Genomic DNA, 14165 nt, shown 5'->3' with positions numbered 1-14165 from the left:
ACTCATACGCTGTCACGGAGCGGAGGGACACCGACCCTACTGACGACACAGCGCAGCCGGAGGGGGTCACGTGGCGGACGTGCATCCCGACCACGCACAGCTGCAGGCGGACCGCATCTACCTGGGCTGGCAGTACCTCCTGCTGCACCCCGACCCGGGGCCTCCCCCGAAGCGGCCGTCGCCTGCCGAGGAGAACGAACCCGGCAAGGGAGGCACGGACGCGGAGAAACAGAGCGAGCTGCTGCGCCGCGAGCGCCTGCAGGAGGACATGCTCAACCGGCCGGTACGACTGGTCCGGCTGTTCATGATCATGCTCACCACGCTGCTGCTCACGCTGGCCTTCACCGGCTATCTCGGCTGGTCCTTCGCGCTCATCGGCGTGCTGGCCACCGGCGGCGTGGCGATCATCTGCAGTTACGCCCTGCTGCAGGGCGACCGGGCGGTGAAGCACCGGGTCCACGAGCAGCAGGCGAGGGATGACCGCCAGCGCCAGGAACGTGACAAGGAGCTGTTCCGCGCGCAGGAGGAGCACGCGCAGCGCTACCGCGAATGGCAGGAGGTCAAGGAGCGCCACGACCGCCAGCTCAGCTGGTACGCCGTCGCGGTGCCCGACGACATCGACCGCATCGACGTGGCCGGCGGCACGCTGCCCGGCTGGTCGGCGCTGATCACCCTGCTCGGCGCCACCCGCCTCTACAGCGGCGGCCACCTGACGGTGCTCGACCTGTCGGAGGGCGCGATCGCCAAGGACCTGATCGAGCTGGCCCGTAAGGGCGGTGACGATCCGCTGGTCTGGGTGCTGCCGGTCGACCTGCCCAGGCTCGACTTAGGCGCCACGCTCAAGCCCGAGGCGTTCGCCGACGTGCTCGCGCACGTGGTCAGCGTCAGCGAGGAGCACCGCAGCACCCGCGACCTCAGCTTCGACAACGCCATCCTGGAGCGGGTGCTGGAGGTGCTCGGCGAGAACGCCACGATCAGTCAGGTCACCGCCGCGCTCCGGGCGCTGGCCCAGGTCGGCGACCCGCGTGAGGACCTGCGGTTCGGCCTGATCACCGCCACCCAGTTGGAGCGGATCGGCACCCTGTTCGGGCGCGGGGTGAGCGACCGCGTGGTGATCGAGCGGGCCTGGGCGCTGGAGTCGCAGCTGCGCAAGCTGGAGACCCTCGGCACGCAGGCCGTGCGCCTGCCGCCCGCCAGGCTCCGGGTCGTCAGCATGGACCGGCAGGCCGGCGTGTTCGGCAACCGGGTGCTCGGCACGTACGTCGCGACCGCCCTGACGCACATCCTGCGCCAGTCGCCCGCCTCCGACCGGCCCTGGTACCACACGATCATCGTGGCGGGCGCGGACAAGCTCCGCGGGGACGTGCTCGACCGGCTGATGGACGCCTGTGAGACCTCCAAGACCGGGCTCGTGCTGACCTACCGGTCGCTCACCCCGACCGTCCGCGAGCGGCTCGGCAGGGGCCACGCGGCGGTCGCCTTCATGCGCCTGGGCAACGCCGAGGACGCCAGGGTCGCCAGCGAGCACGTCGGCACCGAGCACCGGCTGGAGCTGGCCCAGCTCACCGAGACGATCAGCGAGTCGCTGCCCGGCCTCGACGGCGGCTACACCTCGACCATCGACCAGCTCGAGGACTCCGCCGAGGAGCGTGCCGAGAGCCACGCCGACCTGGCCGAGGACATCACCGAGTCGACCGAGTGGGGCAGGACCGCCGACAAGATGTCCGAGAAGGAGCGGGTGCTGCAGCGCTCGCGGGAGTTCCTCGTCGAGCCGCACCAGCTCCAGCAGCTGCCCACCACGTCCGTGATCGTCACCGATGCCACCGCGGACGGCAGACGGGTCCGCCTGGCAGACGCGAACCCGGCCATACTGACCTTCCCCAAGACCACGCTCGGCGAGCTGGACGACGTCCGCGCATCCGGCCTCGCCGTCGAACGCGCCGGCGGCAACGGCGACGGTGGCGGCGACGCGGAGCCCCCGCCCAACCTCGGGCCACCACCGCCACGCCTGGACTGGCGCAAGGACAGGCAATGACGGTCAATGAAATGGTCAATGTCGAGGTGATGCGCTGACGGGCGGCGGAGTTTTACTAACAACCGTCTGTGGGGGGATGAAATGCAGTCGAGTGTGTCGCTGAGCGGTCCCTGGTACCGAATCCAGTCGATCGCCGCACCCTCGCGTAGCTCGTCGGCAGAGTGGGACTTCGTCACCGTGCTGCCCGCCGTGCTCTCGGCGGCGCAGCGCGACCGGCCGTTCGTCATCGGCTGGCTCTCCCGGGGCTCCGGCGCGCCGCTCGAACTGATCACCAACGCGGGGCCGCTGTCACCGCCGCGCCAGCCACGCCGGGCGCACGACGCGCCCAGCCGGCCGGGCGGCCCGCAGCCGCTGCTCTTCCCGGGCGGCGCGCGCGGCGTCGAGCTCGACGACGAGTACCTCGCCGACCTGGCCGACCTGGTGTGGACGCCGTGCCCGGGCCGCCAGGCGCCGCCGCTCGGCGGCCGGCGCGAGTACGGCGGCGACCCCGACGAGCTGAAACGGCCCACGCTGTTCGAGTCGACGCTGGTCACGCTGATGTCCCGGCCGTTCGCCTGGCTGGTCGTGGCCGAGCCGACCGACCTGCTGGACGCCGAGGTGGCCCACCTGCGCACCCAGCTCAACGTGCTCAGGCAGTACGGCGACGCCTCCGAGCGGTCCAGGTTCGACGCCGAGCGGGCCGAACGGCGGATGCAGGAGCTCGACGCCTTCCGTGAGGCGGGCCTGTGGAACACGCGGGTGCTGGCCGGCGGCGCCACCGCCGAGGAGCTGCGCCAGATCGCCCCCGTGCTGGTCGGGTCGGTCGAGATGAGCCACCACCCCTACCGGCTGCGCAGCGCCCAGGGATCCGTCTACACCCTGGCGGACGCGCTGGCGATCACCATGCAGGACCCGGCCGACGGCGCCGCCGCCCCGTTCGCCGCGACGGCCGGGGCCCTTGCCGCGCTGGCCGGCCTGCCCCGCCGCGAGGTGCCGGGCGTACGGGTGCTCGACTCCGGGTTCTTCGACGTGACCTCGGAGGCCGAGGGCGGCGAGCTGGAGCTCGGCGAGATCCTCGACGGCCAGGACCGCGCCGTCGGCTCGTTCCGGGTGCCGCTGGCGACGCTCAACCGGCACGCCTTCGTCACCGGCGCCACCGGCTCCGGCAAGTCGCAGACCGTCAGGCACCTGCTGGAGCAGCTCAGCCAGGCGAACATCCCGTGGCTGGCCATCGAGGCCGCCAAGTCCGAGTACGCCGCCATGGCCGGGCGCGTCGAGTCGCTCGGCACGGTCACCGTGATCAACCCGTCCGCGCCCTCCGGCGTGCCGTTCAGCATCAACCCGCTGGAGCCGGAGCCTGGCTACCCGGTCCAGGCGCACATCGACATGGTGCGGGCGCTGTTCATGGCCGCCTTCGACGCCGAGGAGCCGTTCCCGCAGATCATGTCGCTGGCGCTGCAGCGGGTCTACGAGGCCACCGGCTGGGACGTGGTCACCGGCGGCGCGGTGCCCGGCTCCAAGGTGCCGCCCAGCGTGCCCACCCTGGAGCAGCTCCAGCAGCACGCCATGGACGTGATCAAGGAGATCGGCTACGGCCGCGAGGTGCAGGCCGACGTCGAGGGCTTCATCTCGCTCCGGCTGCGCTCGCTGCGGGTCGGCTCGGCCGGGCGCTTCTTCGAAGGCGGCCACCCGGCCGACATCGGCGGGCTGCTGCGGCGCAACGTGGTGCTGGCGATCGAGGACGTGGCCAACGACGAGGACAAGGCGTTCCTCATGGGCACGCTGATCATCAGGATCGTGGAGCACCTCCGGATGCGCGCCAGGCAGGAGAAGTCCACCGACCTGCGGCACGTCATCGTCATCGAGGAAGCGCACCGGCTGCTGCGCGACCGCGGCGCCGGACGGGCCGCCACCCACGCCGTCGAACTGCTCGCCGGCATGCTCGCCGAGATCAGGGCGTACGGCGAGGGCATCGTGGTGGCCGAGCAGATCCCCACCAAGCTCGTCTCCGACGTGGTCAAGAACACCGCGCTGAAGGTCGTACACCGGCTGCCCGCCGAGGACGACAGGCAGCTCGTCGGCGCGGCGATGAACCTCAGCGAGGAGCAGTCCCGCCAGGTCGTGTCGCTGCCGCCGGGCGACGCGGCCGTGTTCGCCGACGGCATGGACCGGCCGCTGCGCGTGCGCGTGCCGCTCGGCGAGAGCCGCGAGAAGCTGCTGACCAGCCCGCCCCCGCCGATCCGGGGCCGCAGGTCGGCGGCCTGCGGCGGCCAGTGCCGCACCGGGCAGGCGTGCACGCTGGTCGAGCTGCGCGAGGCCGACGTTTTGGCCGACGCGCCCGAGTGGGCCTGGCTGCGCATCTGGTGCGACACGGTCGTGCTCGCCTTCGTCAGCAACCGGCCGCTGCCCGGCGTGCCGCGCTCGCTGGCGGCGGCCTGGGCCGAGCTGCCGGCCCGGCGCCGGGAGTGCCTGCTGGCCACCCTGGTCGAACGCGCGGTGCAGCGGCGCGCCTGGTCGCTGCGGAGCTGGTTCGACCCGGCGCTGCTCACCGAGAAGGCCGCGGAGACGGCCACCCGCCTGCTCGCCACCCTGGACACCGGCGGCGAGCGCCCCGGCGCCTCGTGGGTCATCCCGCAGGTGCGCTGGCTGCACGAGGTCGACAGACTCTTCCCGTACGGCAGGCCGGCCCCTGACCTGCGCAGCCCCGCGCCGCCGATGGAGTACGCGCTCTTCCGCCAGCAGCCCAACGGCAACGGCAACGGCGCGGTCGGCGGCAACGGCGGCGGCAACGGCGCGGTCGGCGGCAACGGCGGCGGCTCGGCCGACCTCGCGCGCACCGAGCTGCTCGGCCACCGCGCCAAGGCCCTGCGACACCACCCGCTGTCGATGGAGGTGGACCACAACAGGGCCCTGGCGTGGCGGGTCATCCTGGGCGACGACGAGAGCGAGAGCGTCCAGCGGGACATCACCACGGTCGCCGTCGGGATCGAGGCCCAGGCCCGGCTGCGCCACGTCGGCCAGACGATGGGAGCGGGGTGGCTGGAAGGGGTCCTGTCGTGGCCGCGCAGGTTCGTGCTCCCGTTCGAGCAGGGCGGCACTCCGGAGATCACCTTCGCCGAATCCGGCTGACTTGGCGAATCACCCGAATCGGACGTGTCGCCGACCCTCAGAAGGCGGTGTCAGGTCCCCAATGCCGACTAGGATCCCTGTACATGACCCAGCTTCCACTGCGGGCTCAGCTCGCGAGCGCCCTGGGCCGCAGTGCCGCGACGCTGTCCAGGATGACCGGGCGCGGTGACGGCTCGGTGATCGGCGGGCGGGTCGGCCTGATGCTCGAGCCCGACCTGCTCCGCCAGCTCGCCCGAGATCGCAAGCTGGCTCTGGTCAGCGCGACCAACGGCAAAACCACCACGACCCGGCTGATCACCTCGGCGCTGCTGCGGTTGGGGCAGGTGGCCACCAACGCCTTCGGCGCCAACATGCCCGCCGGGCACGTCTCCGCGCTGTCGCAGCAGAAGGGCGCCCCCTACGGCGTGCTGGAGGTGGACGAGAAATACCTCCCGGAGGTCCTCGACACCACCGGCGCGAGCGTCGTCTGCCTGATGAACCTCAGCCGCGACCAGATGGACCGCGCCGCCGAGATCTGGCTGCTGGCGCAGAAGTGGCGCAAGGCCCTGTCGGGCAAGCCCACCCACGTCATCGCCAACTGCGACGACCCGCTCGTCACCTGGGGCGCCTCCACCGCGGCCAAGGTCACCTGGGTCGCCGGCGGCCAGCGCTGGAAGGAAGACTCCTGGAGCTGCCCGGAGTGCGGCGGGCCGCTGGAGCGCAAGGGCGTCGACTGGGCCTGCCGCGAGTGCACCTTCCACCGGCCCGAGCCGGAGTGGATCCTCGACGACGACGCGGTCATCGACCCGCGCGGCGAGCGGTGGCTGCTCGACATCCAGCTCCCCGGCCTGGCCAACCGCTCCAACGCCGCGATGGCGCTGGCCGTGGCCGAGGCGTTCGGCCTGCCGGTGGATCAGGCGCTGCCCAGCCTGCGCGAGGTCACCTCGGTCGCCGGCCGCTACACCACGGTCGAGCGGGACGGCCGCCAGGCGCGGCTGCTGCTGGCCAAGAACCCGGCCGGCTGGCTGGAGGCGTTCGACGTCAGCGACCCCGACCTGCCGATCATCCTGTCGGTCAACGCCAAGGGCCCCGACGGGCGCGACACCTCCTGGCTGTGGGACGTCGACTACCGCATCCTGCGCGGCCGTCCCGTGTTCATCACCGGCGAACGCCGGCTCGACCTGGCGCTGCGGCTCGAAGTGGCCGACGTGCCCTTCGCCACCTGCACCTCCTTCACAGAGGCGCTGGCCATGCAGCCGCCCGGCCGCGTCGACGTGATCGCCAACTACACCGCCTTCCAGCAGATCCGATCGGAGTTCGGTCGTGCCGTCTGACAGCGCCCTGCGCATCGTCTGGATCTACCCTGACCTGCTGAGCACCTACGGCGACCAGGGCAACGTGCTCGTCCTGGAGCACCGGGCACAGCGCAGGGGCATCGAGACCGAGACCATCCACGTCCGCTCCGCCGACCCGGTGCCGGAATCGGGTGACATCTACCTCATCGGCGGCGGCGAGGACCGTCCCCAGATCCTCGCGGCCGAGCGCCTGCGCCGTGACGGCGGCCTGCACCGCGCCATCGCGCACGGCGCCGCGATGCTCGCCGTCTGCGCCGGCTACCAGATCATGGGCAGCACGTTCGGCGGCGAGGAAGGCCAGCCGGTCGACGGCATCGGCCTGCTCGACATCGCCAGCACCCGCGGCCCCGCCCGCGCCGTCGGCGAACTGGTCGCGGAGGTGGACGCCAACCTCGGCCTGCCCACCCTGACCGGCTTCGAGAACCACATGGGCGTCACCAGCCTCGGTCCCGGCGTCAAGCCCCTGTCCCAGACGATCAAGGGCGTCGGCAACGGCGACGGCTTCGAAGGCTGTTACGCCGGCCACGTGGTCGGCACCTACCTGCACGGCCCCGCCCTGGCCCGCAACCCGGCCCTGGCGGACCTGCTGCTCACCTGGCGGGCCGGCGAGCTCGCCCCGCTGGACGACACCCGCTACGAGCAACTCCGCCAGGAACGCCTCGACACCGTCCTCGCCCAGTGACCGCCGATTAGTCTCGACACCGTGCTCGCCCGCTGACCGCAGGTCGGTTGCGGCACTGTGCTCGCCCGCTGACCGTCGGTCGGTCTCGGCACCGTCCTCGCCCAGTGACCGCCTCGGTCAGTAGACCAGCGCTTGCGCGCCCTCTGCGACGGCCTCCTCGACGAACGTCGGAGCGCCGGCGATGCGTACGCCGTCGATCACGTCGTCGACGGTGATGTCGCGGCGGGCCGCGCACTGCGTGCACAGGGTCACCCGGCCGCCCGCGAGAACGGCGTCCAGGAGGTCCGGCAGAGGGACGGCGTGCTCCAGGGTCAGCTCCTTGGCCTTGCCCGGCACGGCGAACCAGGCGGCCTCGCCGGTCAGCCAGAGCGACACCGGGACGCCGCTCGCGAGGGCGGCGGCCGCGACCGTGAACGCCTGGTTGCAGCGCTCGGGTTCGTCGGCGCCTGCTGTCACTTTGATCACCAGTGATCGTGCCATGCCCGTCACCCTAGTCCCCGGCGGAGTCAATAGGGTTGGGGGCCATGGGAGTAGAACACGAGGAGCCGGTGCCGGTGCACCCCGACCTGGAGCCGATCGCCTTTCTGCTGGGCCGGTGGGAGGGCGCGGGCGTCGGAGGCTATCCGACGATCGAGAGCTTCAACTTCGGCCAGGAGATCGAGTTCGGGCACAACGGCAAGCCCTTTCTCACGTACGTGAGCCGCACTTGGCTCCTGGACCAGGACGGCAACCGGGTCAAGCCGCTGGCCACGGAGTCGGGCTACTGGCGGGCACAGCCCGACCGGCAGCTGGAGGTGCTGCTGGCGCACCCGACCGGCGTCGTCGAGATCTACGTCGGCGAGGTCGTCTTCCACAAGATCGACCTGCAGACGGACGTGGTGGCGCGCACGACGACGGCCAAGGAATACACCGCGGGCCGCCGCCTGTACGGCCTCGTCAAGGGAAATCTGATGTGGGCGTACGACATGGCCGCCATGGGGCGGCCGCTGACGTCGCACATGTCGGCGGAGCTGAAGAAGGTGGGTTGAGCAGATGAGCTCTCCGTTCACCGCGGACGCGGTCGACGCGATCAAGCGGCACATGAACGACGATCACGCGGACGACGCCCTGATCATCGTGCGGGGTCTCGGCGGTCGGCCGGAGGCGACCACGGCGGTGACGAGCGGGGTCGACGGGGAGGCCATCGAGTTCACCGTCGACGGCGGCGAGCAGGTCAGGGTGGCGTGGGGCGAGAGCCTGACCGAGCGCGCCCAGGTGCGGATGGCGGTGGTCCGCCTCTATCGCGACGCCTGCCATGAGCTGGGCATCCCCGCCAGGGGAGAGCACTGAGAGCTGAAGAAGGGCCCCAGGCGACGTTCCACCTGCCGAGCAGGTGGGCCGGATGGACTAAGGCCGGGATGGGATCCCGTCCTCCGGCTGCCAGGGGCCCCGGTGGTTGCCTCGTACTCGCGAACGACCCGAAGCAACAAGTCCGCGTCGTTAGCGGACAACCACCTCGCTAGTCCAATAATGATTCACCATTGTTTGGACCACCTCCTTTCCGCGTACTGCCGAAGCTATGCGGTCGTGCGCGGACGAGGCAAGCGAATATCCATCAGCCGTACACTCGGGACATGACGGAGACGCAGTGGCATGAGGAGCTTCGCGCCAAGGGCTATCGGGTCACTCCACAGCGGCAGCTCGTGCTGGAGGCGGTCAAGAAGCTGGAGCACGGGACTCCCGAGGAGATCTGCGTCAAGGTCCGTCAGACCGCCCGCGGGGTCAACATCTCGACCGTCTACCGCACGTTGGAACTGCTCGAAGAGCTCGGCATGGTGACGCACACCCATCTCGGCCACGGCGCTCCCACCTACCACCTGGCGGCCGAGGCCGATCACGTGCACCTGGTGTGCCGGGGCTGCGGCGAAGTGAGCGAGGTGCGTCCGCAGCTGGCGGAGGGCCTGGTCAAAGGGCTGGACGACGAGCTGGGTTTCGAGGCCGATGTGCGGCACCTGACCGTCTTCGGACGCTGTCGCAAGTGCCGTTAACCTGGAGGCATGCGTAGCCCTCTGCTCGATCTGCCCGGCGCTGTCCCCGCCGACGGTCCTGACGCCGACGTCGCGGCGCACTACGGCGACCTGTTCGCCGAGCAGCGTGTCCTGGTCAAGGGTGAGGCGGTCGTGGACCGCAGCAACCGTGAGGTGATCCGCATCGCGGGGGCCGACCGGCTGAAATGGCTCAACGACCTGACCTCCCAGAAGCTCGACGCGCTGGCCCCCGGTGAGTGGACGCAGACCCTCCTACTCGACGCGCAGGGCCGGTTGGAGCACCACCTGACGCTGGTGGACGACGGCGCGGCCGTGCTGGCCCACGTCGAGCCGGGCGCCTCGGCGACGCTGATCGACTATCTCGACCGGATGCGGTTCATGCTGCGGGTGGAGGTGTCCCTGGTCGAGGATCTGGCGGTGCTGTCGTCGGCGACCGAGGACTACCTGGTGCCGCGGGCCGAGCTCCCCGACCATCTGGGCAGGCCGCTGGCGGGGCTGTGGGCCTACGAGGCGCTGCGGATCGAGGAGCACCGGCCGCGGGCGGGCTTCGACACCGACCACAAGACGATTCCGCACGAGGTGGGCTGGATCGGCCCGGCCGTGCATCTCAACAAGGGCTGCTACCGCGGCCAGGAGACCGTCGCCCGGGTGCACAACGTGGGTCACCCGCCGCGCCGCCTGGTCTTCCTGCACCTGGACGGCAGCGTCGACACGCTGCCGCCGCACGGCGCACCGGTGATCTTCGAAAGCCAGGAGGTCGGCACCGTCGGCTCCGCCGCCCGCCACTACGAGCTGGGGCCCATCGCCCTGGCCCTGGTCAAGCGGACCGTTCCGGTGGACGCCACCCTCCTGGCGGGAGGCGTCGCCGCCGCCCAGGAGGTCATCGTCCCGCCGGACGCGGGCCGCAACGTCACCATCGACCCAGCCCTCCGCCGCCGCATCCGCTGACGCTCAGACGTGACGGGGCGAGGCGATCGGGCTGTCGCGTCGAGCGGTCAGATGTCCAGGACGAGGGTGATCGGGCCGTCGTTGACGAGGGAGACCCGCATGTCGGCGCCGAAGCTGCCGGTCTCCACGTGAGCGCCGAGCCCGCGTAGCTCCTCGATCACCGCGTCCACCAGGGGCTCGGCGACGGGTCCCGGGGCGGCGGCCTGCCAGGTGGGTCGCCTGCCCTTGCGCGTGTCGCCGTACAGGGTGAACTGGCTGATCACCAGGAGCGGCGCCGAGACGTCGGAGCAGGACTTCTCGCCGTGCAGGATGCGCAGCCCCCACAGCTTGGCGGCGAGCCTGGCCGCCTGCGCGCGCGTGTCGTCGTGGGTGACGCCGACCAGCACGAGCAGGCCCGGCTCGTCGATCGCGCCGATGACCTGCCCGTCGACCGTCACGGACGCTGAGCTCACTCGCTGCACCACTGCTCGCATGGGATCCCATTCTGGCCCAGATGTGGCGCTCCGTAGACTCAGGGCGAAAGGGGTGGCAGATGTCGCTGGTGGTGGAGGTCGTACGGTCCGGGTTCGTGGAGTCCAGGCACCAGGCGCGCATGTTGACCTTGGACGCGACCGGCACGCCCGTCGCGGTGCACGGGGCGGTGCACGTGCCGGCCTCACCCCGTTCGTCGATGAAGCCACTGCAGGCGCTCGGCATGCTCCGCGCCGGGCTCGGCCTGAGCGGTGAGTTGCTCGCCCTGGCCTGCGCTTCCCACGCGGGGGAGCCCTATCACGTCGAGGGCGTCAGGAGGATCCTCGCGGGGGCCGGGCTGGGGGAGTCGGCGCTGCGGTGCCCGGAGGACTACCCCGAGGACCGGACGGTCACCGACCGGGGCCGCGTCTACATGAACTGCTCGGGCAAGCACGCCGCCATGCTGGCCACCTGCGTGCGCAACGACTGGCCGCTGGAGACGTACCTGGAGCCGCCGCATCCGCTGCAGCGGGCGATCCGCGCCACCGTGGAGGAACTGACCGGCGAACGGGTGCTCGCCTCCGGGGTGGACGGGTGCGGGGCGCCGCTGTTCTTCATCTCGATGCTGGGTGTGGCCAGAGCGTTCGCCGCGCTCGCACTGAGCACAGAGGACGGCACTCGGCCCGCCGGCACTCCCGTCGGCGGCCCGGAGGGCGGCTCAGAGGGTGGCAGCCGGCCTCTCGGCAGTTCCGTCGGCGGTCCGGAGGGTAGTGCGGAAGGGGATACCGGGCCGCGGGCCGTTTTCGACGCGATGCGTACCCATCCCGAGTGGACGTCCGGCACTCACCGGCCTGAGGCGGCCCTCATGCGTGCCCTGCCCGGTCTGCTGGTCAAGGCCGGGGCGGAAGGCTTCCAGGCCTTCGTGTTCGAGGACGGGCGCGCCGGAGTCATCAAGGTCGAGGACGGCGCCGGGCGCGGGCGTACCCCGCTCACCGTGGCGGCGCTGCGCACGCTCGGACTCACCTCGCCCGAGCTGGACGCGCTGGCCGCGCAGCCCGTGCTGGGCGGCGGCCGCCCGGTCGGCGAGCTGCGCGTCCGCTAGAGGGTGCGGAACTGGCGGGTGGCCGAGATCGCGCCTGAGGTCGTCGTGGTGAACGTACGCATCGAGCCGGCGAACTTCGACAGGTCCCACTCGGCCGGCCCGTGGTACCAGTAGAGGTTGTCGGAGGGGGAGCCGTTGCCCGTGACCGATGCGACGACGCGCGACCAGTGCTCCACTCCGTCGAAGATCACGGCATAGGGCAGATAACGGGAGAACAGCTCCACCCGCTGCTTTTCCGGCACGTCACCCAGGTCGCCCGAGAAGAGGAACTCGCGGAACCCTAAGGTGTGCGCCAGCGCCGCCGAGCCCTTGGCGGTCTTGGCCGGCATGTACTGCCCGCCCACGGACAGCGCCCCGCCCGCGATGATCAGGGCGAGCCCGATCAGGCCGTAGGTGGTGAACCAGGCCAGCGCGGCCGTGGCGACAATGCCCACGACCATGGCGACGACGCCGATCGTGGTCCAGCGGGTGCGCTCGGCGTCGGGGCGGCGGGCGAACCAGCCCTGCCGGACCACGTCGGTGTAGAGCGCGTCGCGGACCTTGCCCAGATGGGCGACGAACGAGCCGGACAACTGCGACAGCAGCACCGCGTCCCGCCCGTCGAAGATCGCGTCGTACAGCGTCCGCTCGTAGGGGAGCAGTGCGGTCACGGGCGCGTGCGGCTGCTTGACGAGCATCCAGTCCGGCGCGTCGTACGTCTGCCGCTCCTGTTCGTCGATGCGCAGATAGCCGCGCACGGCCAGGTCCACGATCGTGGCCGTCACGTCGACCACATCGGCCTGCTCGTCCACCAGGGTGCCGATCTGGCCGGGCCGCACCCCGTCCGGCGGGGAGAAGTGCCCGTCCCGCATCGGGTCGACCGCGCCCTTCTCGTGGTCGGCGATCCGCGCGTCCCGGCCACGCGTCCAGTAGAGCGCGGCCAGGCCGCCGAGGAGCAGCACCAGCAGAGCGGCCAGCGCGCCGCCGGTGACCGGGCTGAGGGCGAAGGCGTTGGCCAGCGAGAACCGCTTGTCGATGATCGGCTGCCCGCCGCTGGCGCCCTGCGGGAAGCCGACGACCACGGTGAGCGCCTGACCCGGGGCGAGGCCGGTCTGCTCGAAGTCGGCCTGGGTGGCGACGTGGTCCATGGAGGCCGAGGTGCAGCCGATGGCCGAGGTCAGCTCGCCGGCGAAGCACGACAGGCTCTGCACCTGGCCGGGGCCGTTGACCTTGACGGTGGCCTTGGCGACGGCGGTGTCCCAGCCGTTGACCGCGAACCAGCGCAGCTCCTCCATGCCGCCCGTCGCGGTCACGGCGCCCTTGACGTCGTATTCGACGGTGGCGGGCGCGGTCACGGTGAGCACGTCGCCGGTGAGCTTGCCGCCCTTGACGTTGGAGATCTCGTAGAGTCGGTCGCTGGTGTCGTCGTAGCGCGTCCTGGTCAGGAACGTCCGCTTGAGCGGCCCCTCGGCGCCGCTGATCTTCTCGACGACATGCAGGGTGCCACCCTTGCCGAGGGTCATCGTGACCTCGTCGGTGATCCCTGCCGCCGCCATGGCGGGAGTGGCGGTCGCGGGGACCACTGCCAGAGTGATGGCCCCCAGCGCGGCCAGCGTGTGCCTGAAACCCGTCATGGCCGCACATGCTAGCGGTTCAACCCGACAACCCCCGAGGATGGACTCCAGACGCTAAGGAGGCGCCCATGAGCGAGCACAGCGCGGTCCAGGCGATCCGATCGGGCGACGTGCCCGCCCTCCGGCGACTGCTGGCGTCGGATCCGGCACTGGCCACCGCCCGGGTGGACGGATCTCGTACGCTCCTGCACGTGGCCACCGACTGGCCAGGCCACTTCCCCAATGTCGCCGAGACGATCGCCGCACTCGCCACCGCGGGAGCCGACATCAACGCCCCCTTCGGCGCCGACCACGCCGACCACGCCGACCACGCCGACCGCGCCGAGCACGGCGAGCACGGCGAACGCGGTGACAACGGTGAACGCGGCGGCACATACGCCGAGCATGCCGAGACGCCGCTGCACTGGGCGGCGAGCAGTGACGACGTCAAGGCGCTGGACGCCCTCCTGGACGCGGACGCCGACATCGAGGCGCGCGGCGCGGTCATCGCGGGCGGGACGGCGCTGGCGGACGCGGTGGCGTTCGCGCAGTGGGGCGCGGCCAGGCGGCTGGTGGCGCGCGGCGCGGCCGTCGAGCCCCACCACGCCGCCGCGCTCGGCCTCCTGGACCAGGTCACGGTCTCCGAGCAGGGCGAGGTCAACCTGGCCTTCTGGTACGCCTGCCACGGCGGTCAGCGCCAGGTGGCGGAGCAGTTGGTGGAGCGGGGCGCCACGGTGGACTGGGTGCCGCCCTGGGAGCCTTTGACGCCCTTGGACGCGGCCGAGCGCCACGGCTTCACCGCCGTCGCCGCCTGGCTACGCAGTCTGGGCGCCCACTCGTACCAGGATCTCTGAGCAGCACCGCCGATCAAGGGGCGCTGAGGCGGG

At 71.5% G+C, this 14165-nt stretch carries 13 protein-coding genes; 10 read left to right on the top strand and 3 right to left on the bottom strand.

Going from position 1 to position 14165, the window contains the following annotated elements:
* Window positions 1-70: 70 nt before the first annotated feature.
* From IEY87_RS25905 to IEY87_RS25890, 4 genes are all read left to right on the top strand, one after another.
* A complete protein-coding gene (locus IEY87_RS25905) occupies window positions 71-2035 on the top strand; it encodes a hypothetical protein (protein WP_189141363.1) in 1965 nt (654 codons plus the stop codon).
* Window positions 2036-2116: 81 nt separating this feature from the next.
* A complete protein-coding gene (locus IEY87_RS25900) occupies window positions 2117-5143 on the top strand; it encodes an ATP-binding protein (RefSeq protein WP_189141362.1) in 3027 nt (1008 codons plus the stop codon).
* Window positions 5144-5226: 83 nt separating this feature from the next.
* The gene (locus tag IEY87_RS25895; protein ID WP_189141361.1) at window positions 5227-6456 is read left to right on the top strand and encodes a MurT ligase domain-containing protein; all 1230 of its coding nucleotides are present in this window, start codon (window positions 5227-5229) and stop codon (window positions 6454-6456) included.
* A complete protein-coding gene (locus tag IEY87_RS25890) occupies window positions 6446-7159 on the top strand; it encodes a type 1 glutamine amidotransferase (protein ID WP_189141360.1) in 714 nt (237 codons plus the stop codon). Before IEY87_RS25895 ends, IEY87_RS25890 begins: the two co-directional genes overlap by 11 nt.
* 117 nt (window positions 7160-7276) lie before the next feature.
* On the opposite strand, the gene IEY87_RS25885 is transcribed toward IEY87_RS25890, so the two are convergent.
* Window positions 7277-7639, bottom strand: a complete 363-nt coding sequence (locus IEY87_RS25885) for a DsrE family protein (protein ID WP_189141359.1) — start codon at window positions 7637-7639, stop codon at window positions 7277-7279.
* A gap of 44 nt (window positions 7640-7683) precedes the next feature.
* On the opposite strand from IEY87_RS25885, the gene IEY87_RS25880 reads away from it, so the two are divergent.
* The 4 genes from IEY87_RS25880 (at window position 7684) to ygfZ (ending at window position 10134) form a co-directional block, all read left to right on the top strand.
* Window positions 7684-8187: a heme-binding beta-barrel domain-containing protein gene (locus IEY87_RS25880; protein WP_189141358.1), complete on the top strand. Its 504-nt coding sequence runs from the start codon at window positions 7684-7686 to the stop codon at window positions 8185-8187.
* A gap of 4 nt (window positions 8188-8191) precedes the next feature.
* The gene (locus IEY87_RS25875) at window positions 8192-8488 is read left to right on the top strand and encodes a DUF2470 domain-containing protein (RefSeq protein ID WP_189141357.1); all 297 of its coding nucleotides are present in this window, start codon (window positions 8192-8194) and stop codon (window positions 8486-8488) included.
* 284 nt (window positions 8489-8772) lie between these two features.
* Window positions 8773-9186 (top strand): Fur family transcriptional regulator, encoded by a 414-nt coding sequence (locus tag IEY87_RS25870; RefSeq protein ID WP_189141356.1) that lies wholly within the window; start codon window positions 8773-8775, stop codon window positions 9184-9186.
* A gap of 9 nt (window positions 9187-9195) precedes the next feature.
* Window positions 9196-10134 carry a CAF17-like 4Fe-4S cluster assembly/insertion protein YgfZ gene (gene ygfZ, locus IEY87_RS25865; RefSeq protein ID WP_189141355.1) on the top strand — a complete coding sequence of 313 codons (939 nt, stop codon included), beginning with the start codon at window positions 9196-9198 and terminating at the stop codon, window positions 10132-10134.
* 47 nt (window positions 10135-10181) lie between these two features.
* On the opposite strand, the gene dtd is transcribed toward ygfZ, so the two are convergent.
* A complete protein-coding gene (gene dtd, locus IEY87_RS25860; protein WP_189141354.1) occupies window positions 10182-10607 on the bottom strand; it encodes a D-aminoacyl-tRNA deacylase in 426 nt (141 codons plus the stop codon).
* 59 nt (window positions 10608-10666) lie between these two features.
* Here dtd and IEY87_RS25855 point away from each other — a divergent pair, with 59 nt between their 5' ends.
* Entirely contained in the window at window positions 10667-11686 is a 1020-nt protein-coding gene (locus IEY87_RS25855) for an asparaginase (protein WP_189141353.1), read from the top strand.
* On the opposite strand, the gene IEY87_RS25850 is transcribed toward IEY87_RS25855, so the two are convergent.
* Window positions 11683-13299 (bottom strand): DUF2207 domain-containing protein, encoded by a 1617-nt coding sequence (locus tag IEY87_RS25850; RefSeq protein WP_189141352.1) that lies wholly within the window; start codon window positions 13297-13299, stop codon window positions 11683-11685. The two genes, IEY87_RS25855 and IEY87_RS25850, sit on opposite strands and share 4 nt — an antisense overlap.
* A 68-nt stretch (window positions 13300-13367) precedes the next feature.
* Between IEY87_RS25850 and IEY87_RS25845 the strand changes: the two genes are divergently transcribed.
* Complete coding sequence (locus IEY87_RS25845; RefSeq protein ID WP_189141351.1) at window positions 13368-14132, top strand: ankyrin repeat domain-containing protein; 765 nt, start codon at window positions 13368-13370, stop codon at window positions 14130-14132.
* The last annotated feature ends 33 nt before the right edge of the window (window positions 14133-14165 follow it).

It is taken from the genome of Nonomuraea glycinis, from assembly GCF_014646515.1.
In the GTDB taxonomy this organism is placed as follows: domain Bacteria; phylum Actinomycetota; class Actinomycetes; order Streptosporangiales; family Streptosporangiaceae; genus Nonomuraea; species Nonomuraea glycinis.
The sequence above is the reverse complement of the archived record's forward strand: the minus strand, read 5'-3'. Positions and strand labels throughout refer to the sequence as shown.

What these genes read in the sequence shown, in the direction of transcription:
- dtd (WP_189141354.1), bottom strand. Translation starts at nt 10,607, where the DNA reads ATGCGAGCAGTGGTGCAGCGAGTGAGCTCAGCGTCCGTGACGGTCGAC.
- IEY87_RS25850 (WP_189141352.1), bottom strand. Translation starts at nt 13,299, where the DNA reads ATGACGGGTTTCAGGCACACGCTGGCCGCGCTGGGGGCCATCACTCTG.
- IEY87_RS25870 (WP_189141356.1), top strand. Translation starts at nt 8,773, where the DNA reads ATGACGGAGACGCAGTGGCATGAGGAGCTTCGCGCCAAGGGCTATCGG.
- IEY87_RS25900 (WP_189141362.1), top strand. Translation starts at nt 2,117, where the DNA reads ATGCAGTCGAGTGTGTCGCTGAGCGGTCCCTGGTACCGAATCCAGTCG.
- IEY87_RS25885 (WP_189141359.1), bottom strand. Translation starts at nt 7,639, where the DNA reads ATGGCACGATCACTGGTGATCAAAGTGACAGCAGGCGCCGACGAACCC.
- IEY87_RS25845 (WP_189141351.1), top strand. Translation starts at nt 13,368, where the DNA reads ATGAGCGAGCACAGCGCGGTCCAGGCGATCCGATCGGGCGACGTGCCC.
- IEY87_RS25875 (WP_189141357.1), top strand. Translation starts at nt 8,192, where the DNA reads ATGAGCTCTCCGTTCACCGCGGACGCGGTCGACGCGATCAAGCGGCAC.
- ygfZ (WP_189141355.1), top strand. Translation starts at nt 9,196, where the DNA reads ATGCGTAGCCCTCTGCTCGATCTGCCCGGCGCTGTCCCCGCCGACGGT.
- IEY87_RS25895 (WP_189141361.1), top strand. Translation starts at nt 5,227, where the DNA reads ATGACCCAGCTTCCACTGCGGGCTCAGCTCGCGAGCGCCCTGGGCCGC.
- IEY87_RS25855 (WP_189141353.1), top strand. Translation starts at nt 10,667, where the DNA reads ATGTCGCTGGTGGTGGAGGTCGTACGGTCCGGGTTCGTGGAGTCCAGG.
- IEY87_RS25880 (WP_189141358.1), top strand. Translation starts at nt 7,684, where the DNA reads ATGGGAGTAGAACACGAGGAGCCGGTGCCGGTGCACCCCGACCTGGAG.